A 26,119-nucleotide genomic window follows, 5' to 3' on the forward strand; every position below is an offset into this window, starting at 1 on the left:
TGGCTTCACCCCCGGCCGCTCTCCCGCAGGGAGAGCGGAGCGAGAAGCGCAAGGCCGGCCAACTGGCGCGCGCGCGTCAGCGCGGTCTTGGCGGCCGCCGCGTCACGGCCGAGGCGGATCAGACCGCCGAGTTCCCACGGTGCTTTGAGCAGACCAAGCAAGATGGCACGGATATCGGTGCTGCCATCGGCAGCCATGCCCGCCACCGCAAGCGGCGGCACCGGACGTTCGGCCGGATCGACCACTACGCGCAGCGCCGCGAATGGCAGGCCATGATCAATTGCCGCACGCGCGGCAATATGCGATTCCATATCGACGGCCAGCGCGCCGCGCAGCCCATGCAACGTAGCCTTGTCCGCCACCGTGGTGACGGCTGCGTCCACACCCGCGATCAACCCTGACATCGCATGCGGCAGGGCGCCGCGCAATGCGTCCTGCCAGCGCGTATCGCACGGCAGCAGCACGTCGCCATCCTGCACGCCCGCGGCAACGATCACCGTTCCGGGCGCCAGTTGCGGCGCGAGTCCACCGGCCACGCCGATGCTGATCACGCCGTCCCATACCCGCTCGCGCCCCAGCACTTCAGCCAGTGTGGTTTCCAGCGCGCGGTCGCGAAAGCCATGCAGCGTGGCAACGCCCGGCCCTGCGGCGATGCGGGATTCGAACGTCATCCCGCTGACCGCCAGCACGGTGGCTTCCGCCATCGGTCACATACCCCAGGTCAGCGCGCGATTGCCTTCGCGCTGAAGATTGCGGAAACGCGCGATCGCCCACAGCGGGAAGAAGCGTGCATAGCCGTGATAGCGCAGATAGAACACGCGCGGGAAGCCGACCGCCGTGAAGCGCGCCTCATCCCACAAGCCGTGCGCGGCCTGCGTGCGCAGCAGATAGTCGACGCCGCGCGCCACGGCCGGATGGTTGCCCTTGCCGGCTGCCATCAGCCCCAGCAAGGCCCAGGCGGTCTGCGACGCAACGCTCTGCGCGTGCTCGTGGCCCGTGTACTCGAGCTTGTAGCTCTCGCCACCCTCGCCCCAGCCGCCATCATCGTTCTGGATGCCGATCAGCCATGCGGCCGCGCGCTGCATCTCGGGCGCATCGGCGCCGATGCCGGCCGCGTTCAACGCGCACAGTGCGCTCCACGTACCGTAGATAAAGTTGGTGCCCCAGCGGCCATACCAGCTGCCGTTGGCTTCCTGTTCGTCGAGCAGATAGCGCAGCGCACGCGCCGCCGGCTCGCTGGTCGCGGGCATCTCGCCGATCTGGCACAGCATGGACAGGCAGCGCGCCGAAACGTCGGCGGTGGGCGGATCCAGTAGCGCGCCGTGATCGGCGAACGGAATGTTGTTCAGATACAGGTGCGTGTTCTCGGGCTCGAATGCACCCCAGCCACCATTGCTGCTCTGCATGCCGACTACCCATTCGCGGGCACGTGCCACCGCCTCGTCGTAGCGCGGCTTGCCTTCTACTACCTTGTCGGCGCGATCCATGGCCACGGCCACCACTGCGGTGTCGTCGACATCGGGGTAATGCGCGTTCCGGTACTGGAAGGCCCAACCACCCGGGCGTACGTTGGGACGGCGCACCGCCCAGTCACCGATCAGGTCCAGCTCCTGCAGCGGCACCAGCCAGTCGAGACCGCGCGCGGCAGCCGCGACCGCGCGGGGCTCGCGCGCTTCCAGCAGCGCGTGGGCCGCCAGCGAGGTGTCCCACACTGGCGACAGGCACGGCTGGCAGTAGGCTTCGTCCGCGGCTTCGTCGATCACCAGCAGCTTGTCGATCGACTTGCGCGCGATGGCACGATTGGGATCGTCGGCCGGCACGCCGAGCACGTCGAACATCATCACCGAGTTGGCCATGGCCGGGAAGATCGCGCCCAGGCCATCCTCTCCATTCAGGCGCTCCACCGTAAAGGTGCGCGCGCGTTCGATCGCACGCTTGCGCGCGCTGCGCGGGAACAGCGGTTCGGCGCGACGAATCACGCCGTCCAGCGCGCTGAAGACCGTGAACCAGAGCCGGCTCTGATGCGGTGCCTTGCCCGGCAGGCCCAGTGTGCGCGCGGGCTTGAGGAACAGTTCGTCGATACCGATCTGGCGCGGATTGCGCGCGCGCGGGCGCAGGCTGTTTAGCACCAGCAGCGGCACGATCACCGTGCGCGCCCAGTACGAGACCTTCGACAGATGGAACGGGAACCACTCCGGCAGAAGCATGATTTCCACCGGCATCATCGGCACCGCGCGCCACGGCATGACGCCGAACAACGCGAGCAGCGTGCGCGTGAAGACGTTGCTGGACTCGGCACCCCCCAGCGCGTGAATGGCCTTGCGCGCGCGCACCATATGCTCGGCGTGGACATCGTCGCCGATCATCTTCAGTGCGAAGTACGCCTTGACGGAAGCACTCACGTCGGCGGCGCCGTCATGGAACAGCGGCCAGCCGCCGTCGGCACTCTGGATGCGGCGCAGGTAGCGGCCGATGCGGCGTTCGAGTTCGAGGTCGGCGGTCTCGCCGAGGTAATGCACCATCAGCACGTACTCGGCCGGAATCGTCGCGTCGGCTTCCAGCTGGTAGACCCAGTGACCATCCGCCTGCTGCTGGTCCAGCAGTGCATCGACGGCGCTGGCGATGCCAGCGTCGAGCGGGTCCGGCAGCGCGGAGGGAAGGGACACGCCGGGCTTCGGTGGCGACGCGGTAACGGGACGGGAAGACAATGCAGCTTGGTTCATCTATTCGGGGGCGGTCACACGATGGACATGCGGTAAGGCGATGATCGCGATTACCGCGTCGGCCGCCGAGGGCGACCCATCTCATCTGCGATCTGTAATCTGTATCTAATGGTTTCTGTGGTCAGAACAGGGTGTGGCGCAACAGGATCCACACGAGTCGCGCCTTGGGCACGCGCACACGCGTGCGCGGCGGGCGCCATCCGCGCGCCAGCAGGCGCGTCAGGATGCCGTGGTACACATCGAACATGATGCGCGGCGAGCGCACCAGCTTCGAGGGGCAGCGCGCCATGATCTTGGCCGATGCATCGTAATGCGTCTGGGCCTCGCGTGCGATCGCGATGCACACGCGGTCGATATTCGGATGATCGATGACCGCGTGCGGCGTGCCGAGCGGAATATCCGCGGCGGCCAGGCCTTCAGCCGGCAGATAGAGCCGATTGATGGCCGCGTCCTCGTCGAGGTCGCGCAGGATATTCGTCAACTGCAGCGCGCGGCCCAAATGGTACGCGAGCTCGATGCCCGGCGCTTCCTCGAGGCCGAACACGCGCACCGCCAGGCGGCCCACGGCGCTGGCCACGCGGTCGCAGTACAGATCGAGCGTCTGCGCGGGCGGCGCCTGGATATCGGCGACCACGTCCATGGTCATGCCGTCGATCACGTCCAGGAAGTCCTGTTGCTTGAGCTGGAACGCGCGGATCTGCACATCGAGCGCGCGCAGCCGTGCGGGCGCGCTGCCCGCATAGCAGGCGGCGAGATCTGTACGCCATTGCTGAAGCGCGTCCAGCCGTTCCTGCTCGGGGGCATCGCCGTCGTCCGCAATGTCATCCACCGCACGGCAGAACGCGTAGATCTCGAACATGGCCTGCCGCTGCGAAGGCGGCAGAATGCGCAGCGCCGTATGGAACGAGCTGCCGGATGATGCGGCGGGTCCTGTGATGGGGCCGCCAGGCGTTGCGATGTCTGTACCGGCCACTGATTTCCTCGGCACGCTAATGGGGTTGCCGCAAGGACGGCGCTGGATTTTTGAGTCGGGCGATTATAGCAACTTCACCGAAGGGGTGCCTTTGTGGCGGGGCGGCCATATCGGGCGCGGGGCGCGTCGCGAGGCAGCGCCGAAAGAAAACGGCTACCCAAACAAAAAGGCCCCGCGATTCGCGGGGCCTCTTCTACAATTTTGGCCGAGATAGACAGACCGGTATCACACTGCCTGGATCTTCGTAGCCTGTTCGCCCTTCTGGCCCATGGCCTTCACGTAGCGAACCTTCTGGCCTTCCTTCAACGACTTGAAGCCATTGCCCTCGATCGCGGAGAAATGGGCGAACAAATCATTGCCACCCGCATCGGGGGTGATGAAGCCGAAGCCCTTCGCGTCGTTGAACCACTTGACAGTACCGGTTTCCATGTTCCTATCCAACCTTGAATTTCAGATGAGCGTGATTGCCCGGATTGCATGAGTCATCAAACGGGCTGTCTTCTAACAGCCCGGCTTATGAGCCTGGCGTGGACCGAGGCTCGGCCGAAGCGGTCAAAAAACTGCACAAAGAACGGTGGCGAAAATCGCCGTGAACGACTCGCTTGCGGGAATCATTCTGCCGGTTTTTTCCGACGTGTCAATCCACCAAACCCCTTGGCGAACACGAAAGTCGTTTACGTCTGCAAAGGACAGATATAAAGATTATTGACTTCGAATCGGTTTTTGTCTGACATCGCAGCCATTAAATCAGTGGTAGGTTACCTCTCGTTTCGATATATGAAATTCGTACATAAGAGTAGACGGTCGATAAGCAAAAGTAAGTGAGGGCAGATGCAGGACTCATCCTTCTTTACTCCTTCTTTCTTACTCCTTATGGACTATGGCCTTGGTCACGGCATGCCGTGACAATGGGCTCACGACAAGGCAGAAAGCCGCAACACCAGTTTTTCGCGCCGCTGGCACCCGCCCGACTGGCGCTTTCGAAGTAACCGGGGAACATCATGCAAGTCACGCAAAACCGGGGGGCATAGCGCTCGCCGCGACCTTGATTGGACTATTCCGTCCACATTCCAGTTACTTCGACGTTGTTGTCGTGGCACGCCAAATGGCCAGCCACAATTTTTGACAATCTGTTTGAAACGAATGGCCTAGCATCCTGCCTGCTTGCGCCACGGCCGTTTTCCGGTACCGTGTCGCCCAAGCCGGCATCGAGCAGGGTCAGCGCAAAGTGAATCTCCGCAACGGGGCGGGCATTCATAGCGCGATGCCGTAACAGAAAGAAGAAGCGGAACCGCCAGTGAAGCCAACAATCAGAACGGCCTGGGCGCGTCTGTGGTCGCGCCTTTCTTCCTGCTTTTCCCTTGCCATCGCGCTGTCCGCATTCGGGACCGGTGCAGCCGCGCAAGGTACGCTCGACATAGCGTTCCACTACGGTGCCAAGCCGCCGGTGGACGCGCTGCAGGCATTCGATGCCGCGGTGGTCGAGCCGGATAGCGGGTTCGATCCGCGTACCGCCAATACGCCGCACACCGCATGGTTCGCCTATGTCAGCGTGGGCGAAGTGCTGCCGTCGCGTGGCTACTACAAAGACATTCCGGCCGGCTGGCTCAAGGGCAACAACGACGCCTGGCAGGCCCGCGTGGTCGACCAGGCCGCCGACGGCTGGGCCGAGTTCTACGTCGAGAAGGTCATCACCCCGTTGTGGGAGCGCGGCTATCGCGGCTTCTTCCTCGATACGCTCGATTCTTATCATCTGATTGCCAAGACCGACGCCGAACGCGCGCGTCAGGAAGCCGGCATGGTCAAGGTGCTGCGCGCGGTCAAGGCGCGTTATCCGGAAGCCAAGCTGGTGTTCAATCGTGGCTTCGAGATCCTGCCGCAGGTGCATGACCTGGCCTATGCGGTCGTATTCGAATCGCTGTTCCGTGGCTGGGACCAGGCCGGTACTCGCTATACCGAGGTCAGCGACAAGGACCGCGAGTGGTTGCTGAACCAGGCACGCATCGTGCGCGAGCAGTACCGCCTGCCGGTGGTGTCCATCGACTATTGCCCCCCGTTCGACCGCAAGTGTGCGCGTGATACCGCGCGCCGCATCTCGGCGCTCGGCATCACGCCGTACGTGACCGACCCCGGCCTGCAGACCATCGGCATTGGCCGCGTCGAGGTCATGCCGCGCCGCGTGCTGGTGGTGCAGGAGAGTGAATCCGACGTGGTGGTCGACGATACCGCCGGCGTGCGCTTCGTCTCGATGCCGCTGAACTACCTTGGTTATCGCGTCGACTTTGCCGAGACCCGCGATCCGTTGCCCGAGATCGGCCCCGACCGTTACGCGGGTGTGGTGGTCTGGCTCAACGGTAATGTGACCAAGGACCCGGGCCGATTCTTCGCGTGGGTGGAGAAGCGGATCGCGCAGGGCGTGCCAGTAGTGTTTCTCAACGATTTCGGCGCGCAGGTCGGCGGCTCGCTCGCGCGCATGCTGAGCCTCAAGCCGGTCAAGGGCCGCGTCGCGGGCCCGGTGCAGATCGTGTCGCAGGACAAGATGATGGGCTTCGAGACGCCGGTGGCGCCGGACCGTACCGAGGCGATCTCGGTGCAGGTGCCCGACACCGCCGGTGCGCGTTCGCTGCTGCGCCTGAAGTCCGGTTCGCTCACGTACGACGCCGCGGCGATCATGCCGTGGGGCGGTTACGTGATGGGCCCGTACGCGGTGCGCGAAAACACGGCGACGAACCAGGACCGCTGGGTCGTGGAGCCGCTGAAATTCCTGACGGAAGCGCTGCGCCTGCCGCGCATGCCGGTTCCCGACACGACGACCGAAAGCGGCCGCCGGTTGTTGACGATCCATATCGACGGTGACGGTTTTGCCTCGAAGGCCGAGATTCCCGGTGGCGGTTATTCGGGCGAGGTGCTGTTCCGCGAGGTGTTCGACCGCTACAAGCTGCCGATGACGATGTCGGTGATCGAGGGCGAAGTGGCCAAGACCGGCATGTACCCGAAGCTGGCGCCGGAGCTCGAGCCGATTGCGCGCAAGATCTTCGCGCAGCCGTACGTTGAAGTGGCCAGCCACACGTACTCGCACCCGTTCGAGTGGACGCGCACGGTCCAGCCGCAGCAGAGCAATGCCCGCTTTGCCGAAGGCGACGACGACTATCATCTGGCGATTCCGGGTTACAAGCTGAGCCTCCCGCGCGAGATCGGTGGCTCGATCGACTATATCAACCGCGTGCTGGCGCCCCCGGGCAAGCCCGTCAAGATGCTGCTGTGGCCGGGCGACTGCCAGGCGCCGCCCGAGGCGCTGAAGCTGACCCAGCAGGCGGGCGTGCTGAACATGAATGGTGGCGACACGATGATCACGCGGAGCAATCCGTCGTGGACCGCGGTCGCGCCGCTGGGCATCCACAAGGCCGAGAACACGTTCCAGGTGTTCGCGACGAACCAGAACGAGAACATCTACACGAACCTGTGGCATGGCCCGTTCTATGGCTTCGAACGCGTGATCGAGACTTACGAGCTGACCGACAAGCCATACCGCTTCAAGCCCGTCAACATCTACTACCACAGCTATTCGGGTACCAAGGCGGCATCGCTGCGCGCGCTGCGCAAGGTGTACGACTACGTGCTGTCGCAGCCGTTTATGCCGATCCACTCGACCGACTACGTGCGCAAGGTGCTCGACTGGCAGAGCATGGCGGTGGCGCGCGAGCTGGGCACTGGTGACGACGGTGCGCCCGCGAACGGCGCCTGGGTCGTGCGTGGCGATGGCAACCTGCGCAATCTGCGCTGGACCGGCGAGGGCAAGCCCGATGTGGCCAGCGCGCGCGGCGTCACCGGCAGCTCGCCGGCACCGGGCGGTGGCGTGTATGTCCAGCTGTCGGGCGGCGACGCGCGCTTCACCACGGTGGCGACGCCGACGGCGGTGGTGCCGGAGCTCGCCGAGGCCAACGGCCTCGTGCGCGACTGGAAGCGCGATGGCGGTGTGACGCGCTTCACCTTCGCCGGCTACTTCAAGCCCTTCTTCCGGCTCGCCAACGCCGGCCAATGCAGCGTGACGATCGATGGCAAGCCCGTGACGGGCACGCGCGATCGCAACACGGTGCGCTTCGACCTTCCCGCGGTAACCGATCCCATCAATGTCCAGCAATCCGTCGAAGTCCGTTGCGCCGGTTGAGCGCGAGCGGCTGCTGCCGCCCGCGCTCGTGCTGACCTTCACCGCGATGGTGGGGATCGGCCTCGGCCTCATGTTTCCGCGCGAGACCCTGCGCGAGCGTCTGCTCGGCCAGGGGCGCACCGTCGATGGCCTGACCGTCGCCTACCTCGAGGCGTGGTCGCGCGTCGCGCCCAACGATGTGAACTTCCTGGGCGTGCTGGCGGAACAATACGCACGCAGCGGCCGCCTCGACGATGCCGAGAAGATGCTCGATCGCATGCAGACCGTGCAGGGCATCGACGCCTCGGGTCCGATCCTGCGCACGCGCATCGACATCACGCTGCAGCGCGCCTATGCGGCGCAGCCCGACACGCCCGAGCGTGCCGAGTACATGGCGCATATGAAGACGTTGCTCGCGACCGCCACCGAGCAGCGCCAACTGTCGCGCTGGACACTGGCGGAGCTGCAGGGCCTTGCCACGCAGGCCAGTCAGGCTGGTGCCACGGAGCCGGCAAGCAAGCTGTACAGCGCGCTCGCCACCCGCGACCCCGCGCATGCGGACTTCTACAACAAGCAACTGGCGGGCATCGCGCTCGGCAGCGGTGACTATCGCGAATCCGCCAACGCCCTGTTCGAAGCGCAGACGCGTACGAGCAATCCCGAGGAGCAGCGCAAGCTGTTCCTGCAGGCGCTGCAGACGCTGCAGTCAGGCAACCTGCTCGAGGAAGCGCTGATTCAGGCGGACCGTCGCGGCGGCAAGTTGCTCAACGATCCGGACGTGCTGCGCTTCCTGACGAAGCTCGCGCTGGCGGCGAATCGTCCAGACGTGGCGTCGCGCTACGTGGAGCGCCTGCTCAAGCTGTCGTCGCTCGGCACCGGCCAGCATCTCGCCGACGGTACCGTGATCGGGCCTGTGGTCGGTCCGAACGTACTGCCGCAGGCGGGCGTGCGTCGCGTTTCCGATACCGAGCCGTGGCTTGCGCGCAAATTCGTCTATCTCGACGGCCCACGTGGTGTGGCGCGCCGCGAGGCGATGGGCGAGGCCTTCGGCATGCGCCGCGTCGCTGACACGGGCACCTCACCGCAAGTCGTACAGCAGGCCGCACAGCCGACGCAGCTCGCACAGGCTGCGCCCCAGGCCGCCGCGCCGTCGCAAGCTCAGGCTCAGGCGCAGGCCAAGGCCGACGTCGCGACGGCCACCGCCGAAGGCAAACCGTTCAATGCCGACGACTATGAACTCGCGTATCGCGTGTTTCTCGCGGCGGGCAATCTCGATCAGGCCATGCGCGTGGCGCAGACCGCCGTGCAGAAGCAGCCTGGCCAGATGGTCTGGCGCGAGCGTCTGGCACAGGTCGCGGAATGGAATCGCCAACCGACCATCGCCTTGCAGAGCTGGCTCGAGTACGCGCAGGCGACCAACGACGAACGCGCATGGAACAACGTGCTGCGCCTCGCGCCGGGCCTGTCCGACGATCGCGCCTACCTGCAGGCACTGCGTCATCGCGCGAGTCGCGGCGACCTGAAGACCGTGGACGAAGTGGTAGCCGCCTACGAGCGTCTCGGCGAGCCCGAGGCCGCGATGGCGTTCCTCGACAGTCTCAGCAATGGTCCGCATGCGCGCGAAGTGATGGAGCGCAATGCCGAGCTGGCCGAGCGCGCGGGCCGTGACGACCGCGCATTCGATCTCTATGGCCAGCTCGAACGCCGTTTTGGCGCGCGTCCGCAGTACGCGGTCAAGCGTGCCAACATGCTGTACGTCAAGGGCCGCATCTCGCAGGCCATGGACGCGATGTTGCCCGCGCGTGCCAAGGCGGGCCCGAAGGACACGCTGTACTGGCGCACCTTCACCGAACTCGCCAAGCTGACGCAGCGCGACGAGCTGTTGCGCGACGCCTATCGCCAGATGCTGATCTCGGTGGGCCAGCCGCAGGACGCCGAGTGCATGAAGATGCCGGCCGGTGCCGCGCGCAACGACTGCCTGTCCGAAGTGCGGGACACCGAGGAGGCCGACTTCTCGAACCTGATCGCGTACTACGACAAGACGCCGATCGATGCGGGCCGCATCGCCGAGGCGGGATGGAACAAGCATCACAAGATCTCGCAGCTCGAACTCGCGGTGTATTACTACACGCGCGCCCACGCGTGGATCCGGATCGAGCGTCTGCTCGCGAGCCTGACGCCCGAGGAGCGCCGCGAAGCCAACCAGTCGGCGCGCTTCGTCATGCGCCGCGCCGAGTACTACCGCGCCACCGGTCAGCGCGACAAGTCGCTGGCCGAGCTGCGTCACGCGGTGAGCCTGCCCGACGCGGACAGCGAGACGTTTGCCGGCCTGCTGTGGGCGCTGGTCGACATGGGCACCGACGACGAGGTGCGGGCAGTGATGCAGCGCCTGCGCAACGAAGCCGAGGACGATCCGAGTCTGTGGGGTGCGTACGCCGCCGGTTCGATGCGTTTCCAGGATGGCCGCACCGCGCTGCATTACCTGCGCAAGATGGCCGTGGGCAAGTCGGCCGATCCGCTGTGGCTGGGTCTGGCTGCCGATGCGTACGAGGCGATCGGCCAGGAAGACATGGCCTGGCGCATTCGCCGTCAGGCGTGGATCGATCTGCATCACAACTGGGCGCAGGGCGGTCTGAAGGGGGCGGAGGTCAACGACGACGAGGATGACGAAGACGAAGAGAATGAGCAGGGCCTGCCGTCGCGCAACGAGTTGCAGCGCCAGATGGTGTCGCTCGGCCAGACTTTTGCATCGGGCGATGTGTCCCGCACGCTCGTGATCGAGATGTTGCGCCGCGACCGCGCAATCGTCGCCGCGCGCCAGGCCTCGCCGACGGACCCGAAGTCACCGTCGCTGCTCGGCGATGTACCGGGCCTGCCGAAGCTCGAGGTCAAGCCGCCCGCCGCGCTGACCGAGCGCGAGCGCCGCCGTCAGAACGCGATCTCGGCGGAGAGCCGCGAGGTGGCACTGGCCTGGGCGATGTCGTCCGAGTCCAACGAACTGGCACGCTCGTGGCTCGCGCGCCAGTATGTGCAGCGCTTCCAGCGTCCGGCCTATGCCGAGATCTCGATCGCGCTGGACAACAACGATCTCAATGCGATCGACCGCATTCTGGAGCGTCAGGTGGGCCGCGTGCCGGTGACGAGCCGGATCGAGGCCAATCGCGCACTCGACCGCATCGGCGCCGCACAGACGCTCGCGTTCAACGCGCAGGATCTGGCGCGCACCGACGACCTGCTGCAGGACACGTTGCAGGACGCGCTGCTGTTCGACGCGCAGGCCATCGAGCCGCGCGTGACGTTCATGCACCAGAAGCCGCTGGAGTACTACGAGTACAGCCTGGGCGGCGGCGCGCGTCTGTGGGGTGGCTACGCGCTGAACCTGCGTGGTACGTGGCGCGATCAGCGCTCGACTGACCAGACGCAGCTCGTCAACGTGCCGTCGCAGGATCGCCGCGCCGAACTCGCGCTGAACTATCGCGACTCGCAGAAGCGCTACCTGATTGGCGTGGGCCGTCGCGATGGTCTCGACAACATGACCACCGCGCGCTTCCTCGGCGACTGGAACCAGGATGGCCGCGTCACGTTCACCACGCTGGCTGGCTACAACCAGCAGGCCGACGAGTCGCCGTACCTGCGCGTCGGCGGTGCGAAGGACACGTTCGCCCTCGGCGCGCAGTATCGCCTGAGCCTGCGCGAGTTCATCGGTGGTCGCGTTCAGTACGATCACTTCTACGGTCAGGACCGCACGGTACTCGGCCACGGCATGGTGTACGACATCGAGGCCGGCTATCGCATCCGTACCTCGTATCCGGACTACACCGTACGCCTGGTCGGTACGCACGCGAACTACAGCGCCAACGGCAACACGTTGTCGCCGCGTCTGCAGCGCCTGGTGCCGCCCGATGACGACGAGACCACGTCGTCGTTCTTCATGCCGCGCGGATTCACGCAGGCGGGTGTGGTGTTCGACTTCGGTACCGAGTTGCTCGACGACTACACCAAGAAATTCCGTCCGTTCGCGGAAGTGGGTCTGCTGCGCGACACGCGCGCGGGCCAGAACTTCCGCGCGCGTCTCGGCATTGCCGGCAGGGTGTTCGGCAACGACCACCTGGCGGTGTACTGGTCGCATGAAACGGCCGCCCGCAATGGCGGTACACCGTTGACCGAAGTTGGCCTGCGCTACCGTTGGCTGTATTGAGCTGGCTTTGTTGGGCTGGTTCCATTGATCACGATGATTGCTTTCAGCAGAAAACAGGGAGAATGAAATGAACAAGCGGATGACGACTCGCATGGGCCGCCTGGCGGCATGGTGCGGCGCGCTCGGCGCGGCGCTGTGGCTGGCAGGTTGCGCGGTAACGGACGTGGGCCGCGCGCCCGCGATCGCGCGTGGCGATACGGTGGCGATGCTGCCGATCGTGAACTACACGGAAACGCCGCAGGCTGGCCTGCGCGCGGAAGCGATTACCGAATCGCTGCTCAAGACCAATGGCATCGCCAGCGTCAAGCGCTACCCGGCCAGCCTGAATCCGGAAACGCTGTTCGAGCCGGCCGAGCGCGAGTCGGTAGGCAAGGCGCTTGAATGGGCACGCGGCGAACGCGCGCGTTACGCCCTGACCGGTGCCGTGCAGGAATGGCGCTACAAGGTGGGTGTGGACGGCGAACCGGCCGTAGGCATCTCGCTGCAACTGATCGACGTGTCGAGCGGCGACGTGGTGTGGTCGGCCACCGGCAGCGACAGTGGTTGGAGCCGTGAGTCGCTGTCCGGCACCGCGCAGAAGCTGCTGCGCCGCCTGCTGGCTCCGCTGACGCAGGGTTGATTCCGGTTTGATTCTGAAGAAGGGGACGAACGTGGCCAATTCCACGGCAAAGACCCGGCAAGGGCAGGGCATCGGGCTCGGCGGGCGCTACGCGCGCGTGCTGGCGCCCGCGGTAAGCGGCCGCGCCGCCGTAGTGGAACTCATCGTCATCATGGTGGTGGCGATGGCGATTACCTACGCGATGCTGCCGCAGAACCCGCTGCTGCTCGGCATGGGATTCCCGTGGGCCTGGCTGCTGCCACTGGTGCTCGCGCTGCGCTACGGCACGCTGATCGGCGTGGGGGCGGTGCTGATGCTGCTGGGGGGCTGGTTCTTCTTCGACAGCCTGCATGCGGGTACCGAGGCGTTTCCGCGCCTGTTCTTCCTGGGCGGCCTGCTGATGGTGCTCGTGGCGGGACAGTTCGGCGACATCTGGGGCACACGCCTTGCCCGCGCGCGCGCCGTCAATCGCTACCTCGACGAACGTCTGGCGGCGCTGACGAAAAACCATTATCTGCTGCGCATCTCGCACGCGCGCCTCGAGAACGACCTGCTGGCACGACCGACCACGCTGCGCGACACGCTGTCGCAACTGCGCGCGGTGGCGCTGGAAGATATCGCCAGGGCGCCGGGTGCGCGCGACACGCTGATGGGCGCGCAACCGATGCTGCAGGTGGTGGCGCAGGCATGTCAGGTCGAGGCAGCCGCGCTGTACGCGGTCAATGGGGAGTCGGTCTCGACCCAGGCTTCGGCACGCATCGGTCCGTCGTTCGATCTCGACGTCAACGATCCGCTGGTGCAGCATTGCCTGGACACGCGTGCGCTCGCGCATCTGCGTTCCACTGGTCTGCAGCAGGACGCGGAAACGCGCTACGTCGCGGTGGCACCGGTGCTCGCGGGCTCGGACCGTCTGATCGGCGTGCTCGTGGTCGAGCGCATGCCGTTCCTGTCGCTGACGTATGAAAACCTGCAGCTGCTGATGGTGCTGATGGGCTACTACGCCGATGGCGTCGAGCACGCGCCGGCCACACACAGCATCCAGGCGCTGCTGCCGGCGTGCCCGTATCCGTTCGCGCTTGACTATGCACGCCTCTCGCGCCTGCGTCGCGAGACCGGCATCGAGAGTTCGGTGGTCGCGCTGGTGTTCGACCTGGATGAAGCGCGCGATGCGCTGTTCGAACAGGTGGTGCGCAGCCGTCGCGCGCTCGACGTGGCCTGGCCCGCGCGCAGCCCGAGCCATCGCGCGATGCTGACGCTGATGCCGTTGTCGGACAGCGCGGCGGTGTCCGCTTATCTGGTGCGGATCGAGGACATGCTACGCGCGCAGTTCGGCGTGGACTTCTCCACCGCGCATATTGCCGTGCACAGTCTCCCGGTGCCCGCCACGGGCGCCGAAGAGGCACTGGTCCGTCTGCTCCAGCGTTGCCAGCTCGACGACGCCGCGGCGAGCGCGACGGGCATCGAAACAGGCCAAGCCAATGTTTAAGTTCGCCATCGGCGGCACGGCCGCCCAGATCGCCGCGCTCGCGCTGCTGTTCCGGGGCGTGATGGGCGGCACGCAGACGGATCTGGGTCTGCTGCTGACGTTCCTCGGCCTGCAGGCCGTGGCCGCGCTGCTGCTAGGTTTCGCGCTGTACCTGCTGCTGCCGCGGCGGTTTCGCGTACCGTTTGGCTGGACGTATGCGTACCTGACGCTGTTCTGCTTCCTGGTGCCGCTCGGCGGCGTGCTGGTTTGCCTCGGCAGCCTGCTGTTCGCGAAGCTGTTCCCGGGCCGGCACGATGCCACCGGCATCGCTTCGGTGACGCTGCCCGAGTTCGTTACACATCTGATTTCGCGCGTCACGCATGGCGGTGGCGCGCGGCTGCGCGCGCAGCTGGGCAACACGCGCGCGCCGCTGCCGGAGCGCATGACCGCGCTGGTGGCGATGCAGTCGATGCCCGCGCGCACTTCGAGCCCCGTGTTGCGTGAACTGCTGGCCGACAGCACCGACGATATCCGCCTGCTGGCCTACGGCATGCTCGATGGCGCCGAGAAGCAGCTCACGCAGCAGATCCTTGCCGAGCTGCCGCGCCTGGAGGCCGCCGACACGCCGCAGGCGCGCGGCGAGATCAACAAGCGCCTCGCCGATCTGTACTGGGAGCTGATCTATCAGAACCTTGTGCAGGGCGATGTGTATCGTTACACCGCGAGCCAGGTCGAGCGCTACGCCAGCGCGGCGCTCGAGACCCAGCCCGACAACGCTTCGCTGTGGTACATGCGGGGGCGCCTCGCGCTCACGCGCAATGCCCCCTCGGAGTCGCGCGAATGGCTGCAACGTGCCGAGTCGCTGGGGTTCCCCCGCGATCGCGTGTTGCCGCTGCTCGCCGAGGCCGCCTATCTCGAACGCGATTACGCCGCCGTCCGCAAGCTGATGACGGCATTCGACAGTCCTTCGCCGCTCCCGCTGGTGCGGCCCCTGCTGCGGTACTGGCAATCATGAGCGAGATTCTGGTCAAGGGCGATTCCGCCGACGTCATGCTGCTGCTCGAGGGGACCTTCCCCTATGTGAGCGGTGGTGTGTCGAGCTGGGTGAATCAAATGATCCGGGCGTTTCCGGATATCCGTTTCGGCATCGTCTTCATCGGCAGCCGGCGCGAAGATTATGGCGACATGGCCTACACGTTGCCGGACAACGTGGTCCATCTGGAAACGCACTTCCTGTATGACTTTCCGCCGCCGCCGCTAGTCCATGGCAGCCCCGGCGACGAGCGGGCGTTCGCGCGTGCCGACGAGCTGCACGAGATATTGCGCGAGCCCGGCCAGGAGGCACGCGCGGGTGAACTGATCCGCGAACTGATGCCCGCGCTGCGCGAGGGTGGGGCGCTGTCCGAGGATGCGTTTCTGTACAGCAAGCGCGCGTGGCAGACCATCACGGAACAGTACCGCCGCTTCTGCACGGACCCGTCGTTCACCGACTACTTCTGGACCATCCGCATCATGCACAAGCCGCTGTGGCAGCTGGTGCGTATTGCGGACAACCTGATTCCGGCCAAGGTCTATCACACGGTGTCCACCGGCTATGCGGGTTTTCTCGGCGCGATGCTGCGCTACCGCAATGCGCGGCCGCTGCTGGTGTCGGAACACGGCATCTACACCAAGGAACGCAAGATCGATCTGTTCCAGAGCCAGTGGATCCGCGACAACCGCAACGTGTTCGAACGCGACATCTCCCAGATCAGCTACTTCCGCGAACTGTGGGTGCGCTTCTTCGAAACGCTGGGACGGGTCTGCTACGACGCGGGCGACGAGATCGTGGCGCTGTACGAAGGTAACCGCCGCCGTCAGGTACAGGATGGCGCGCGCGCCGAACGCACGCGCAATATTCCCAACGGCATCAACCTGCCGCGGCTGGCCGCGCTGCGCGACAAGCGCGCGCCCGGTGTGCCGCCGGTGATGTGCCTGATCGGCCGAGTGGTGCCGATCAAGGACATCAAGACATTTATCCGCGCGATGCTGACCGTGGTGCGCGAATATCCGGAGGCCGAAGGCTGGATCGCGGGTCCGGAGGATGAAGATCCGGAATACGCGCGCGAATGCCGCAGCCTGGCCGAGAGTCTCGGCCTTGGCGAGAAGGTGAAATTCCTCGGCTTCCAGCGCATCGACGAACTGCTGCCGAAGGTCGGCGTGATGGTGCTCAGCTCGATTTCCGAGGCATTGCCGCTGGTCGTGCTCGAAGGCTTTGCCGCGGGGGTGCCGTGCGTGACGACCGACGTCGGTTCGTGCCGCGAGCTGATCTTCGGCCTGCCCGGCGAGGATGCCGATCTGGGCGCCGCCGGCGGGGTGGTGCGCATTGCCGATCCGGCCGCGCTGGCCGAGGCCTCGCTCGCGTTGCTGGCCAACCCCACGCGCTGGCAGAACGCGCAGGCGGCCGGCATTGCGCGTGTGGAACGCTACTACACGCAGGAACGGATGGTGGGCAGTTATCGCGAGCTCTACACGTCGCTGATGGACAAGCCGGACCACGGTAAAGACAGCTCCGGCGGCAGCGGCAATCCCGCGCGCTGCCCGGTGCACGGAGGACACTGACATGGCCGGCATCGGTTTCGAGTTACGCAAGATGCTGCGTCGGGACAGCCTGACGGGCATGCTGAGCGCCTATGCCTATGCGGGCGTGATCAGTTCCGGCCCGTGGGTGCTGTCGATCGTCGGCATCCTGCTGATCGGTCTGCTGTCGATCGGCTTTGTGGTGCCGGGGCTGCTGATCACGCAGTTCCAGGTGTCCGTGACTTACCTGATAGCGGTGAGCCTGATCCTGACCGGGCCCATGCAGCTGTCGTTCACGCGCTTCACGTCGGACCGTCTGTTCGAGAAGAAGGACCACCTGATCCTGTCGAACTTCCATGCGGTGGCGCTGCTGGTGACGGTATTGTCGGGCGCGATCGGCGTGGCATGCGCGCTGTTCTTCTTTCCCGAGCAATCGGTGCTGTACCGGCTGCTGATGGTCGCGGGCTTCGTGATCATGAGCAACATCTGGATCGCGGTGATTTTCCTGTCGGGGATGAAGCAGTACAAGGCCATCGTCTGGACCTTCCTCGTCGGCTATGCGATTACCGTGCTGGCGGCATTGCTGCTGCGCGGCCGCGGCCTCGAGGGCCTGCTGGGCGGCTTCGTGGTCGGCCAGCTGTGTCTGCTGGTGGGCATGATCACGCTGATCTACCGCAACTACACGAGCCAGCGGTTCATGTCGTTCGAGGTGTTCCAGCGCAAGAACCTGTATCCGAGCCTGGTCATCATCGGCCTGCTGTACAACCTCGGTATCTGGCTCGACAAGTTCATGTTCTGGTACGCGCCGTCCACGGGGCAGCTCGTGATCGGTCCGTTGCACGCGTCGCTGATCTATGACATTCCCGTGTTTCTCGCGTATCTCGCGATTATCCCAGGCATGGCCGTGTTTCTGGTGCGCATCGAGACCGATTTCGTCGAGTACTACGATGCGTTCTACAACGCGGTGCGCGGCGGCAGCTCGCTCGAGCATATCGAGGACATGCGCAACACGATGGTCCAGACCATCCGCCTCGGGCTGTACGAGATCGTCAAGGTGCAGGCCATCGCGGCGCTGGTGCTGTTCGTGATCGGCCGCTGGGTGCTCGACGTGCTCGGCATCTCCGAACTCTATCTGCCACTGCTGTATGTGGACGTGATTGGCGCCAGCCTGCAGGTGGTGCTGCTCGGTGTGCTGAACATCTACTTCTACCTGGACCGTCGGCGCGAGGTACTGCTGCTGACCGGTACGTTCGTGGTGCTCAACTTCGTGCTGACCCGATTGACGCTCGAACTGGGCCCGGCCTGGTACGGCTATGGCTTCGCGGTGTCGCTGCTGCTGGTGGTGGCGCTGGCCCTGTACCTGCTCGACCGCAAGCTCGACCGCCTCGAGTACGAAACCTACATGCTCCAGTAATACTGGTGTGCCGGGCGCCGCATGCGCGGTTTCCCGCCCCTCCGTGTTCCCGACGCCCGCGCACCCCGCGGGCGTTTTTCTTTGTGGCACCTTTCGAATAGCTTTCGATTCGGCTCCGGGGCAGCACTTCCGCAACAATACGCTCGCTTGGCCGCGCCGCAGGCTCGACTTGCGGTGCTGCGATTAGGTAACATGACGCGGCATCGGCGTTTTCGGGCCCTTGCTTGCGGCCTATGTCTCCCGTGCTTCACCAGGTAACCGCTTTAACCGATTTAACCGATTTAACCGCTTGGCCGTGCCCGCCAGAGAGAGGCAGCTGTATCGCAGAGGGATGTAATGAGAATCGCGTCAGTCGAGGACGACGAAAGTCAGGCCGAGCAGATTCGGACGCTTCTCGATGAAGCCGGCTTCACCTGTACGAGCTTTGCGACCGGGTCCGCGTTCCTGCGGGCGTTGCGCGACCAGGTATTCGACCTGCTGGTGATCGACTGGCAGTTGCCCGATATGACCGGCCACGAGGTCGTGAGCTGGGTGCGCCAGCAGTCCGGCCGCCTGCCGCCGGTGCTGTTCGTCACGAGCCGCGCCGAGGAAAGCGATATTGTCGCCGGGCTTGCGGTCGGTGCCGATGACTACATGGCCAAGCCGATTCGCCCGGGAGAGCTGGTCGCGCGCGTGCGCGCGCTGTTGCGTCGCGCGTACCCGGAGGCCCAGCAGGAACAGTTGATCCGCCATGGCGCGTACCTGCTCGATGCGCGCGCGCGTGCGATCACGTTGGCGGGCGAACCCGTCGAATTGTCACCCCGCGAGTTCGACCTCGCGTTGTTCCTGTTCCGGAACATCGGCAGGCTGCTGTCGCGCGACGTGGTCGAGCAGGCGGTCTGGGGCCGCACCATGGACGCGGGCTCGCGCACGCTCGACACCCATATCTCGCGCCTGCGCATCAAGCTCGGGCTGCGGCCAGACAACGGCGTACGCCTGACCTCCGTCTATTCGCATGGCTACCGCTTCGAGGAGGCGGGGGGCGCCGATGCGTGAGCCCGCGCGATTCCGGCAGCGCACGCTGCTCGAATGGGGGCTGCTTCTCGCCGTCGTCACGCTGGCCATGGTGGCCTCCGTGCATTTCAACTGGAGCGCGCGCGTAGACCTCGCGATCATGGATGTCGCGGTGGTGCCGCGCCTGCATGCCGCCGAGGAGGATGGCGGCATCGACACCGTCGGTGCGCTATGGTTCTGGGCCGGCACGCTCGTGCCAGTGTGGCTCGCCGCCTACGCGGCGCTGCGGCTCACGCCTCGTGGCGCACTGCTATCGACCATGGTGCTGATGGCCGCGTTATTCGGCGCCAGCGTGGGGGCCGTTACCTGTGCCGATGCCTGGTTCGCGCCGGCGACCGGGTTGCTCGGTTGCCTGCTGTTCTATCCGTTATGGAGCTGGCGTCGGCAGGAGGCCGCCCTGCGCTTTTTGAGCGCCGAGGTGGAACGACTGTCGCGTGAGCCGGGTCTGCATGCCGCACGGCCGCCGCGCGATCGCACGCTCGACGGCAGCATGCAGGCGGTCTACGGCATGACCGCCCAGCTGCGCGATATGCGGAGGTTCCTCGCCGATGGCCTCGAGAGCCTGCCCGAGGCAACCGTGATCTGCGATGCCGATGGCGTGATCCTGGTGGCCAACCGGCGCGCGGTGGCGCTGGTGCCCGCGGTGCTGTCCGGCATTAACTCGCGCGATCCACGCGAGTCCGGCGATGGCCTCGATCCGCCCGCGCTGCCTGACGTCGTCGAGGCCCTGTTCCCGGTGCCGGGCCCGGGTCTCGCTTACTGGGACGCGTTGTGCGCGACGCTCGAGGACGATGCCCCGGTGGTGTCGTCGGCCGATTCGCATGGCGTGGAGCTTGCCACCGAGAGCGATCGACGCTACCTGCTACATGGCGCGGCATTGCACGGCGAGACCGGACGCCCGGCGGGCGCGATCGTCAGCTTTATCGACATTACCGCGGTACGACGCGCCGAGCGGCAGCGCGAACAGACCATGCACTTCCTGTCGCACGATATGCGCTCGCCGCAGGCATCGATCCTCGCGCTGATCGATCTGCAGTCGCGCCCCGAGCGCGCGCTGCCGGAGGCGGTACTGCTCGCGCGTATCGGCGAGCTCGCGCACCGCACGCTTGCACTCGCGGACGACTTCATTCGACTGGCGCAGGCCGAGTCGCAGACGCTGTCGTTCACGCCGGCCGATCTGCAGGGGCTGGTCCTCGATGCCACGGACGAACTATGGGCGCTCGCCAAAGCGCGCGGCATCGAACTGCGCCTCGAGCTCGAGCCGGACTGTCCGCAGTTGCGCGTCGTACCGGCACTGCTCGTGCGCGCGATCGCCAATCTGGTCAGCAACGCGATCAAGTTCAGCCCACAGGGGCATCCGGTCGACGTGCGGCTGCGCCGCGGGCGTGGTCATGTCGCGATCGAGGTGGCCGACGAAGGTCCCGGCATCGCGCGGGCCGATCATGCGCGCTTGTTCCGCCCATTCAGTCGTGTGCACGAGGGCGGCGGCGAAGCTCCTGCTGGCAGCGGACTCGGCCTGGTCTTCGTGAAGACCGTGGCGGAGCGTCACGGTGGCCGCGTGACCGTGCAGAGCGACGTGGGCCGTGGCGCCACGTTCGCGTTGTTGCTGCCGGTGCGCGGTGAGCCCACGCAAGACGACGCGCTCTCCGTGAGCAGCCGCACGGATGCAGTGAACTGAAGCAGTGAACTGAAGCATCGGGGTGGCATTAACGGACGACACGCGACACGCGTTGACGCATGTTTGTGTCACCCGTAATGGTTCCCGCGCGGACACAATTGTTGGCAATCCGATCGCTCGAACTTGCCTACCATCTCAGGCGCTGCGGACTCCGCATCCGTAGTCTTTGTGCCCGCGCCAGCCCGTCATGCAGTTCTGGCGCGGGCACGTTATTTCACTCCCCACCATTGCCACCAACACCACGCCGGGCCGCTCGCACGCGGCGGGCAGGCCGGCAAGACAATCGTGAACTCGCTACCGACGCCCAACGTTGAGCTACAGCGAATCTGTCCCTGTGCCTTGCGAATGGCGGCGTACGCGAAAGCCAGCCCCAGGCCGTTGCCGGTCGCGGACTCGGCACCCGCCGCCGTGGCGAACCGGCGAAACCGCTCGAAGATGTGAGGCAGGTCCTGAGGCCGGATGCCCGGACCGCGATCGATGATCGCGATTTCGACATGCCGCCGGACCCGCCGCACACGACACTGCACGGTGTCATTGGCCGACCCGTACTTGATCGCGTTGTCCAGCACGTTCGTGATCGCGCGAAACAGGCTGTCATGTTCGGCGCGCACGATACAGAGCTGACCGTCCGACTCCAGTAGCCGAAACGAGATGCCGCGTCGCTGCGCAGTCGGCGTCATGGCGTCGATGGCATCGAGCACGATGCCAGTGGCGTCCACATCCGCAGGCCGATATTCCAGGACATGCAGTTCGCTGAGTCGTACGAAGTCGTCGACCATGGTCAACGTACGCCGCGCATGCGCCTCGATCTTGGTGAACAGGTCGGGCTCGGTCTGGTACATCGCGCTGGTGCGGGCCATGTCGAGCAATGCGAGGATCGAGGCCTGGGGCGAGCGCATGTCGTGCGACAGGCTCGTCATCATGGCCTCGCCGCGATGGCCGCCAAGGGACAGGATTGCGCGGGCCAATCGTTCGAGCGGCGATACGTAGTGTCCGCGAAAGAGGACCAGGATTCCCGCGAGCGCCACCAGGATCAGTGCGCTGACCATCGAGATCAACAGCAGCTTGCGCCGGTGCGCCTCGATGCGTATCTCTAGCTGCGCTGTCGCCGGCTCCAGAGCCGCGTCGCGAAAACGTGCGATCGCATCGGTGCCTTGACGGTAGACGTCGACGAATGTGGCAGGCTGCATCGTTTCGTGAATCGCGCGGTCGCCCGCGTCGATGAACTGCCGCGCGTACAGATAGGCATTGTGGAAGTACGTGTCCGTGACGGCATCCGCGTCGTCCTGCAACAGTTCGCGATAGGACTTGCTGGCAAGCTGTAGTCCGACCAGATCGCGTAGTTGCAGCACGCGCCCTTCCATGATCGCCACGCGTTCGCGGTCGGCGCGGGTCAGGTGCCGGCTCATTACCAGCGGCTCGATCAGCAGCGAGCCGAAGCGCACCGCGTATTCGCGCATGTCGGCGATGTTGCGGGCGAGCAGCAGGTGTTGCGCGGCAGTGCCGCTGAATTCGGCGACCAACAGCGCGGATTGATTGAGCATCGGCTGAAACGGCTCGTTGGCGGCGATCATACCGTGGATGGCATCGAGCGTGGCATCGTGCACCGCCTGCGTTTCCACATCCGCGTGCAGTCTGTCCATTTCGGCGCGTGCCGGGACCAGGCGCGCGCGCACCTGCTTCAGCGAGGCGGACATGGTTGCGCAGCGCGCGCAGTCTGGTTGGTCGAGCGCGCGCTGGAGATCGCGAATTTTCTCATTCGTCACCCGGCGCGCGAGTTCGAGTTGCTCGCGGCGCTGCGCGGCCTGTCCCGGTGGAATGCGTCCGAGCAATGCGGTACTGGCCTGCCGCTCGACCGAAGCCGCCTCGTACGCATGCAACAGCGATACGAACAGCCGCATGGCATCACGGGATTTCCGTAGGTTTATGTACTGGGTGGTTTCGGATTGAATCGTCCAGATGATCGGCAGACTTGCCAGACCGAGCACCATGATGGCGAGCCACCAGTAGTTGCCCCTCGACGGCAGTCTGATCATCGCGGCAAATCGTGGCTGGACACCTGAGGGATCTCGAGGCGATACCCGTGGTTGTATAGCGAGATGACACGCAAGCCGTTCTCCGCGCGTAGTCCAAAGCGCACGCGCAGATTGCTGATATGGGCGTCGAGCGTGCGCGACTGCACGGTATGGTTGCGCCCCCAGACCGCGACGTGAAGTCGCTCCCGCGAGACGATCTGGCCAGCGTTGTCGAACAACTCCCATGCCAGCGCGAATTCGGTGGCGGTCAGATGCACCTCATGCTCGCCGCGTCGCGCCGCGCCCGAGACGCGGTCCAGCGTGAACGTGCCAATCGTGATGCTCGATTGCGGATCGAGGCCCTTGCGGCGCGTTGCCGATTCGATACGCGCCAGCAGTTCATCGCGATCGACGGGTTTGCGCAGGAAATCGTCTGCGCCAGATCGCAACGCCGTGGCGACGTCCCGGCCCTCGTTCTTCTGCGTCAGGATGATTGCGGGGGTGGAGCGATGGTGTCGCATTCTGGCCCACGCGAGGACGTCGATGCCGGACATGTCCGGCAGCATCCAGTCGAGCAGCAGCGCATCGAATTTCTCGGTCTGCAGCGCGCGGATGAACGTGCGCCCTGTGCCGAACGTCGCGACATCGTGATTCGCGCCATTCAGCCATCGGGTGAGCAGGCTTGCCTGCGTGACGTCATCTTCCAGCAAAGCGATAAACAGACGGCCACGCATGACTTCTCCATCGATGTGAGAGTGGTGCCCCTTGTATGACGGCATGGAACCCGTGTTCATCACAGTGTTTTAACAGATGCTGCCGTGGATCTCCACGACGCGACTGTATTAGATGGTCACAGGCAGCGCGTTGAAACATCAAGGTGCGTCAAGAATGTCGCACGGGAAAACCGGCGCACGCATAGTGCGGCAGGACGTTCGTCGTCAGATGACAAGAACACTTTGACGACGGGTCCTGTTGGAGCGAGAGGGGATTGAGGTCATGGCGACATGGCCTCCTTTTTTCTGCCACTACAAAGGGAATATGATCATGAACGAGGAATTTGTGGACGACGCGCTGTGGGCACGCATTGCGCCGATCGTAACGCCGTTCAGCAAGCCTCAGGCTTCTCGTGGCGGGCGTGAGCCGGTATCCGATCGCGCGGCCATCACTGGCATTCTGTATGTGTTGCGCACCGGCATCCGTTGGAACGCATTGCCACGCGATCTTGGCGCAGGCTCCGGTGTCAGTTGCTGGAGGCGCCTGCGCTACTGGCAGAGTATTGGCGTCTGGAACATGGTGCAGGATGTGCTGGGCGACAGCCTGCCACAGGAAGCGCGGGTGGATTTCTCCCGCGCACGGCGGGGGCGCCGCGCGCCCGCGCGCGGCAATACGTGCTAGACGTCAATCATCCACGACGGGATGGGCTTGGTCTCGAAATCGCGAATGACGCTGGCGGCATGATTCATCTGTAGCGTCAGCATGAGATGAGTCTGCCCCGTGGTATTGCCGTCGCTCACGATGATCACGGTGGAGAACTCGAGCCCCTCTGATCTGATCGTGCGTCGTCCGGTCAGGATCGCGAGCCGAAGAATATGCAGTGGAACGAAAGTCTCTGGCTGCTCCATGCGCTCGAATGCCACAGGTGCCAGCAACAGCGGCGTGCCGCCCAGTTCAGCGAAGCGTCGCCGCAGAGCCGCGCGGGCATCTTTCTCCAGCAGGGCCCCATACCCCCATTGTCCCGCTCGCGTGCGCGCGCGCACGCCGGGCTGCCACAACTCCCCCATCACGAGCCGCGACTCCCCGGCGCCAGCGAACACCTCGTCGCCACGCAGCCGCCAGATCCTGGCGGCTTGCCCCTGCAGGTCGAGCGCATAGGCGATCTGGCCGAAGACACGCTGGTAGCCAACGATGCAATCGATATCGTCGTCGCACACGGCAACCGCGTCGCGCGGCAGGCGAGGATGGCGCAACTGGAAGCGGCTTGGCGAGCCCGGGTATTTGCCAGACCAGGCGCGCGGCCCGGACTCCTGTTCGATGGTTCGAATGGACATGATGAATTTGCAGGGAGGATGGGGGCGCCTTGTCATTGTGGACGTAATGCGAGGTCGATCGGCAGGCACGGAGATTTCTTTGCTTTTCCGTTCGCGTTGGCGCCCGGCGCGCGGGCATGCGCGTGCAAGTCAAGTTTTCTCAAGGTCGGGCCGACCGGACCGAACGCGATCTACGCTGGCCATCCTGGAACTTTGGGGACGACCCTGCGATGCACGACGAATCTGGCCTGACGCTGACGGAGCTGCTGGTGGCATTGGCCGTCATGGCCATGCTTGCCGTCGTCGCCATGCCAAGGCTCGGAGCGCTGGTACAGGGCAACCGGCTGGAAGCCATGGCGGGCGATGCCATGTCCGATGTGGATTTCGCGATCAGCGAGGCAACACGCCGCGGGCAGACGGTCACGGTATGCCCGGCGGATCGCACGGGGGTCACGTGCGATGCTGGCGGCTCATGGAAGGATGACTGGATGGTGTTTGTGGATGTGAACGGGAATGGCGCGCTCGAGAAGGGCGACGTACTCGTCCGGCGTCGCGCAGCGTGGGGCGCTGGTGTCACGATCAGCGCGCGCGCCACAAACGGGGGCGCGCAGCTGAAACGGCTGACGCTCAACCCGGAAGGCATGTTCACTGGACTTCCCTCTGGTGCTCGCCTGATTTTCGATTATCCGGACGCATTCGCCGAGGTCGTCCGGTGTGTCAGGTTCAGCAATTTCGCGAGCGAGTACATGGCGCTTGGCAGAGGAAAGCGCGAATGTCCATGAGCTCGGTGGTGCGCGTGCCGCATGCCGGCGGCTTTTCGCTGATCGAAGCGCTCGTGGCGCTGGTCATCTCGTCGTTCCTCATGTTGGTGTTCATGAAGATGGCCGGGCTGCAGCTGCACCGGGCGCAGGAGTCGCGCACACGCGCGTTCGCCATCCATCAGATGCAAGGCATGGCCGCGGCGGTGTCCGTGAATCCAGCGTATTGGGTTTCGAAGTCCGCAGTGCCGGTAACCCTCAATCTTCAGTCGCCGACGGGGGGACCCGATTGCGAGCGGAGTCGCTGCAATCCGGCGCAACTTGCGCAGTACGACATCGCGCGCTGGGGCGCAACCCTTGCGCTCAGGCTGAGCGCCCCAGAGGCAACGGTGGCATGTCAGGACGACTTGGGCATATCGGTGTGCAAGATCGAGCTTTCGTGGCAAGAGCGCGGGGCCGCACCGTCGGCACGATCGAAATTGGCGTTGCGGTTCACGCCATGACCGGTGCT

19 protein-coding genes are annotated in these 26,119 nt (G+C 65.2%); 12 read left to right on the top strand and 7 right to left on the bottom strand.

Going from position 1 to position 26,119, the window contains the following annotated elements; all coding sequences use genetic code 11:
- Positions 1 to 5: 5 nt before the first annotated feature.
- The 4 genes from LDO41_RS11800 to LDO41_RS11815 all read right to left on the bottom strand — a co-directional run bounded on the left by LDO41_RS11800 (position 6) and on the right by LDO41_RS11815 (position 4,125).
- Complete coding sequence (locus LDO41_RS11800) at positions 6 to 704, bottom strand: phosphorylase (protein ID WP_223988132.1); 699 nt, start codon at positions 702 to 704, stop codon at positions 6 to 8.
- A gap of 3 nt (positions 705 to 707) precedes the next feature.
- The gene (shc, locus tag LDO41_RS11805; RefSeq protein WP_223988135.1) at positions 708 to 2,723 is read right to left on the bottom strand and encodes a squalene--hopene cyclase; all 2,016 of its coding nucleotides are present in this window, start codon (positions 2,721 to 2,723) and stop codon (positions 708 to 710) included.
- Positions 2,724 to 2,844: 121 nt separating this feature from the next.
- Positions 2,845 to 3,696 carry a presqualene diphosphate synthase HpnD gene (gene hpnD, locus LDO41_RS11810; RefSeq protein WP_223988138.1) on the bottom strand — a complete coding sequence of 284 codons (852 nt, stop codon included), beginning with the start codon at positions 3,694 to 3,696 and terminating at the stop codon, positions 2,845 to 2,847.
- A gap of 225 nt (positions 3,697 to 3,921) precedes the next feature.
- On the bottom strand, positions 3,922 to 4,125 hold the full coding sequence (locus LDO41_RS11815; protein ID WP_039009350.1) for a cold-shock protein: 204 nt from the start codon (positions 4,123 to 4,125) through the stop codon (positions 3,922 to 3,924).
- 937 nt (positions 4,126 to 5,062) lie between these two features.
- Between LDO41_RS11815 and LDO41_RS11820 the strand changes: the two genes are divergently transcribed.
- From LDO41_RS11820 to LDO41_RS11860, 9 genes are all read left to right on the top strand, one after another.
- Positions 5,063 to 7,864, top strand: coding sequence for a bifunctional glycoside hydrolase 114/ polysaccharide deacetylase family protein (locus tag LDO41_RS11820; RefSeq protein WP_223988703.1), 2,802 nt, complete (start codon positions 5,063 to 5,065; stop codon positions 7,862 to 7,864).
- Entirely contained in the window at positions 7,827 to 12,041 is a 4,215-nt protein-coding gene (locus LDO41_RS11825) for a tetratricopeptide repeat protein (protein WP_223988141.1), read from the top strand. Before LDO41_RS11820 ends, LDO41_RS11825 begins: the two co-directional genes overlap by 38 nt.
- Positions 12,042 to 12,108: 67 nt before the next feature.
- Positions 12,109 to 12,660, top strand: a complete 552-nt coding sequence (locus tag LDO41_RS11830) for a penicillin-binding protein activator LpoB (protein WP_223988145.1) — start codon at positions 12,109 to 12,111, stop codon at positions 12,658 to 12,660.
- Positions 12,661 to 12,691: 31 nt separating this feature from the next.
- On the top strand, positions 12,692 to 14,125 hold the full coding sequence (locus LDO41_RS11835; protein ID WP_223988148.1) for a PelD GGDEF domain-containing protein: 1,434 nt from the start codon (positions 12,692 to 12,694) through the stop codon (positions 14,123 to 14,125).
- A complete protein-coding gene (locus tag LDO41_RS11840) occupies positions 14,118 to 15,119 on the top strand; it encodes a tetratricopeptide repeat protein (RefSeq protein ID WP_223988164.1) in 1,002 nt (333 codons plus the stop codon). The genes LDO41_RS11835 and LDO41_RS11840 overlap by 8 nt, the downstream gene beginning before the upstream one ends.
- Positions 15,116 to 16,705 (top strand): GT4 family glycosyltransferase PelF, encoded by a 1,590-nt coding sequence (gene pelF / locus LDO41_RS11845; RefSeq protein WP_223988167.1) that lies wholly within the window; start codon positions 15,116 to 15,118, stop codon positions 16,703 to 16,705. The genes LDO41_RS11840 and pelF overlap by 4 nt, the downstream gene beginning before the upstream one ends.
- A 1-nt stretch (position 16,706) precedes the next feature.
- Positions 16,707 to 18,077 (top strand): exopolysaccharide Pel transporter PelG, encoded by a 1,371-nt coding sequence (pelG, locus tag LDO41_RS11850; RefSeq protein ID WP_223988170.1) that lies wholly within the window; start codon positions 16,707 to 16,709, stop codon positions 18,075 to 18,077.
- A 336-nt stretch (positions 18,078 to 18,413) separates the two neighbouring features.
- Complete coding sequence (locus LDO41_RS11855) at positions 18,414 to 19,112, top strand: response regulator transcription factor (protein ID WP_223988172.1); 699 nt, start codon at positions 18,414 to 18,416, stop codon at positions 19,110 to 19,112.
- The gene (locus LDO41_RS11860; RefSeq protein ID WP_223988175.1) at positions 19,105 to 20,808 is read left to right on the top strand and encodes a sensor histidine kinase; all 1,704 of its coding nucleotides are present in this window, start codon (positions 19,105 to 19,107) and stop codon (positions 20,806 to 20,808) included. The genes LDO41_RS11855 and LDO41_RS11860 overlap by 8 nt, the downstream gene beginning before the upstream one ends.
- A gap of 209 nt (positions 20,809 to 21,017) precedes the next feature.
- Here LDO41_RS11860 and LDO41_RS11865 read toward each other — a convergent pair whose 3' ends face one another.
- Positions 21,018 to 22,844 (bottom strand): sensor histidine kinase, encoded by a 1,827-nt coding sequence (locus LDO41_RS11865; RefSeq protein ID WP_223988192.1) that lies wholly within the window; start codon positions 22,842 to 22,844, stop codon positions 21,018 to 21,020.
- Positions 22,841 to 23,557 (bottom strand): response regulator transcription factor, encoded by a 717-nt coding sequence (locus tag LDO41_RS11870; protein WP_223988194.1) that lies wholly within the window; start codon positions 23,555 to 23,557, stop codon positions 22,841 to 22,843. Before LDO41_RS11870 ends, LDO41_RS11865 begins: the two co-directional genes overlap by 4 nt.
- Before the next feature lie 310 nt (positions 23,558 to 23,867).
- On the opposite strand from LDO41_RS11870, the gene LDO41_RS11875 reads away from it, so the two are divergent.
- Positions 23,868 to 24,218 (top strand): transposase, encoded by a 351-nt coding sequence (locus tag LDO41_RS11875; RefSeq protein ID WP_223988196.1) that lies wholly within the window; start codon positions 23,868 to 23,870, stop codon positions 24,216 to 24,218.
- On the opposite strand, the gene LDO41_RS11880 is transcribed toward LDO41_RS11875, so the two are convergent.
- Positions 24,215 to 24,871: a hypothetical protein gene (locus tag LDO41_RS11880; RefSeq protein WP_223988199.1), complete on the bottom strand. Its 657-nt coding sequence runs from the start codon at positions 24,869 to 24,871 to the stop codon at positions 24,215 to 24,217. The two genes, LDO41_RS11875 and LDO41_RS11880, sit on opposite strands and share 4 nt — an antisense overlap.
- Positions 24,872 to 24,987: 116 nt before the next feature.
- On the opposite strand from LDO41_RS11880, the gene LDO41_RS11885 reads away from it, so the two are divergent.
- Positions 24,988 to 25,632 (top strand): GspH/FimT family pseudopilin, encoded by a 645-nt coding sequence (locus tag LDO41_RS11885; RefSeq protein ID WP_223988201.1) that lies wholly within the window; start codon positions 24,988 to 24,990, stop codon positions 25,630 to 25,632.
- A complete protein-coding gene (locus LDO41_RS11890) occupies positions 25,623 to 26,111 on the top strand; it encodes a type IV pilus modification PilV family protein (RefSeq protein WP_223988203.1) in 489 nt (162 codons plus the stop codon). The genes LDO41_RS11885 and LDO41_RS11890 overlap by 10 nt, the downstream gene beginning before the upstream one ends.
- Positions 26,112 to 26,119: the final 8 nt, after the last annotated feature.

It is taken from the genome of Cupriavidus pampae, from assembly GCF_914271485.1.
Lineage (GTDB): Bacteria > Pseudomonadota > Gammaproteobacteria > Burkholderiales > Burkholderiaceae > Cupriavidus > Cupriavidus pampae.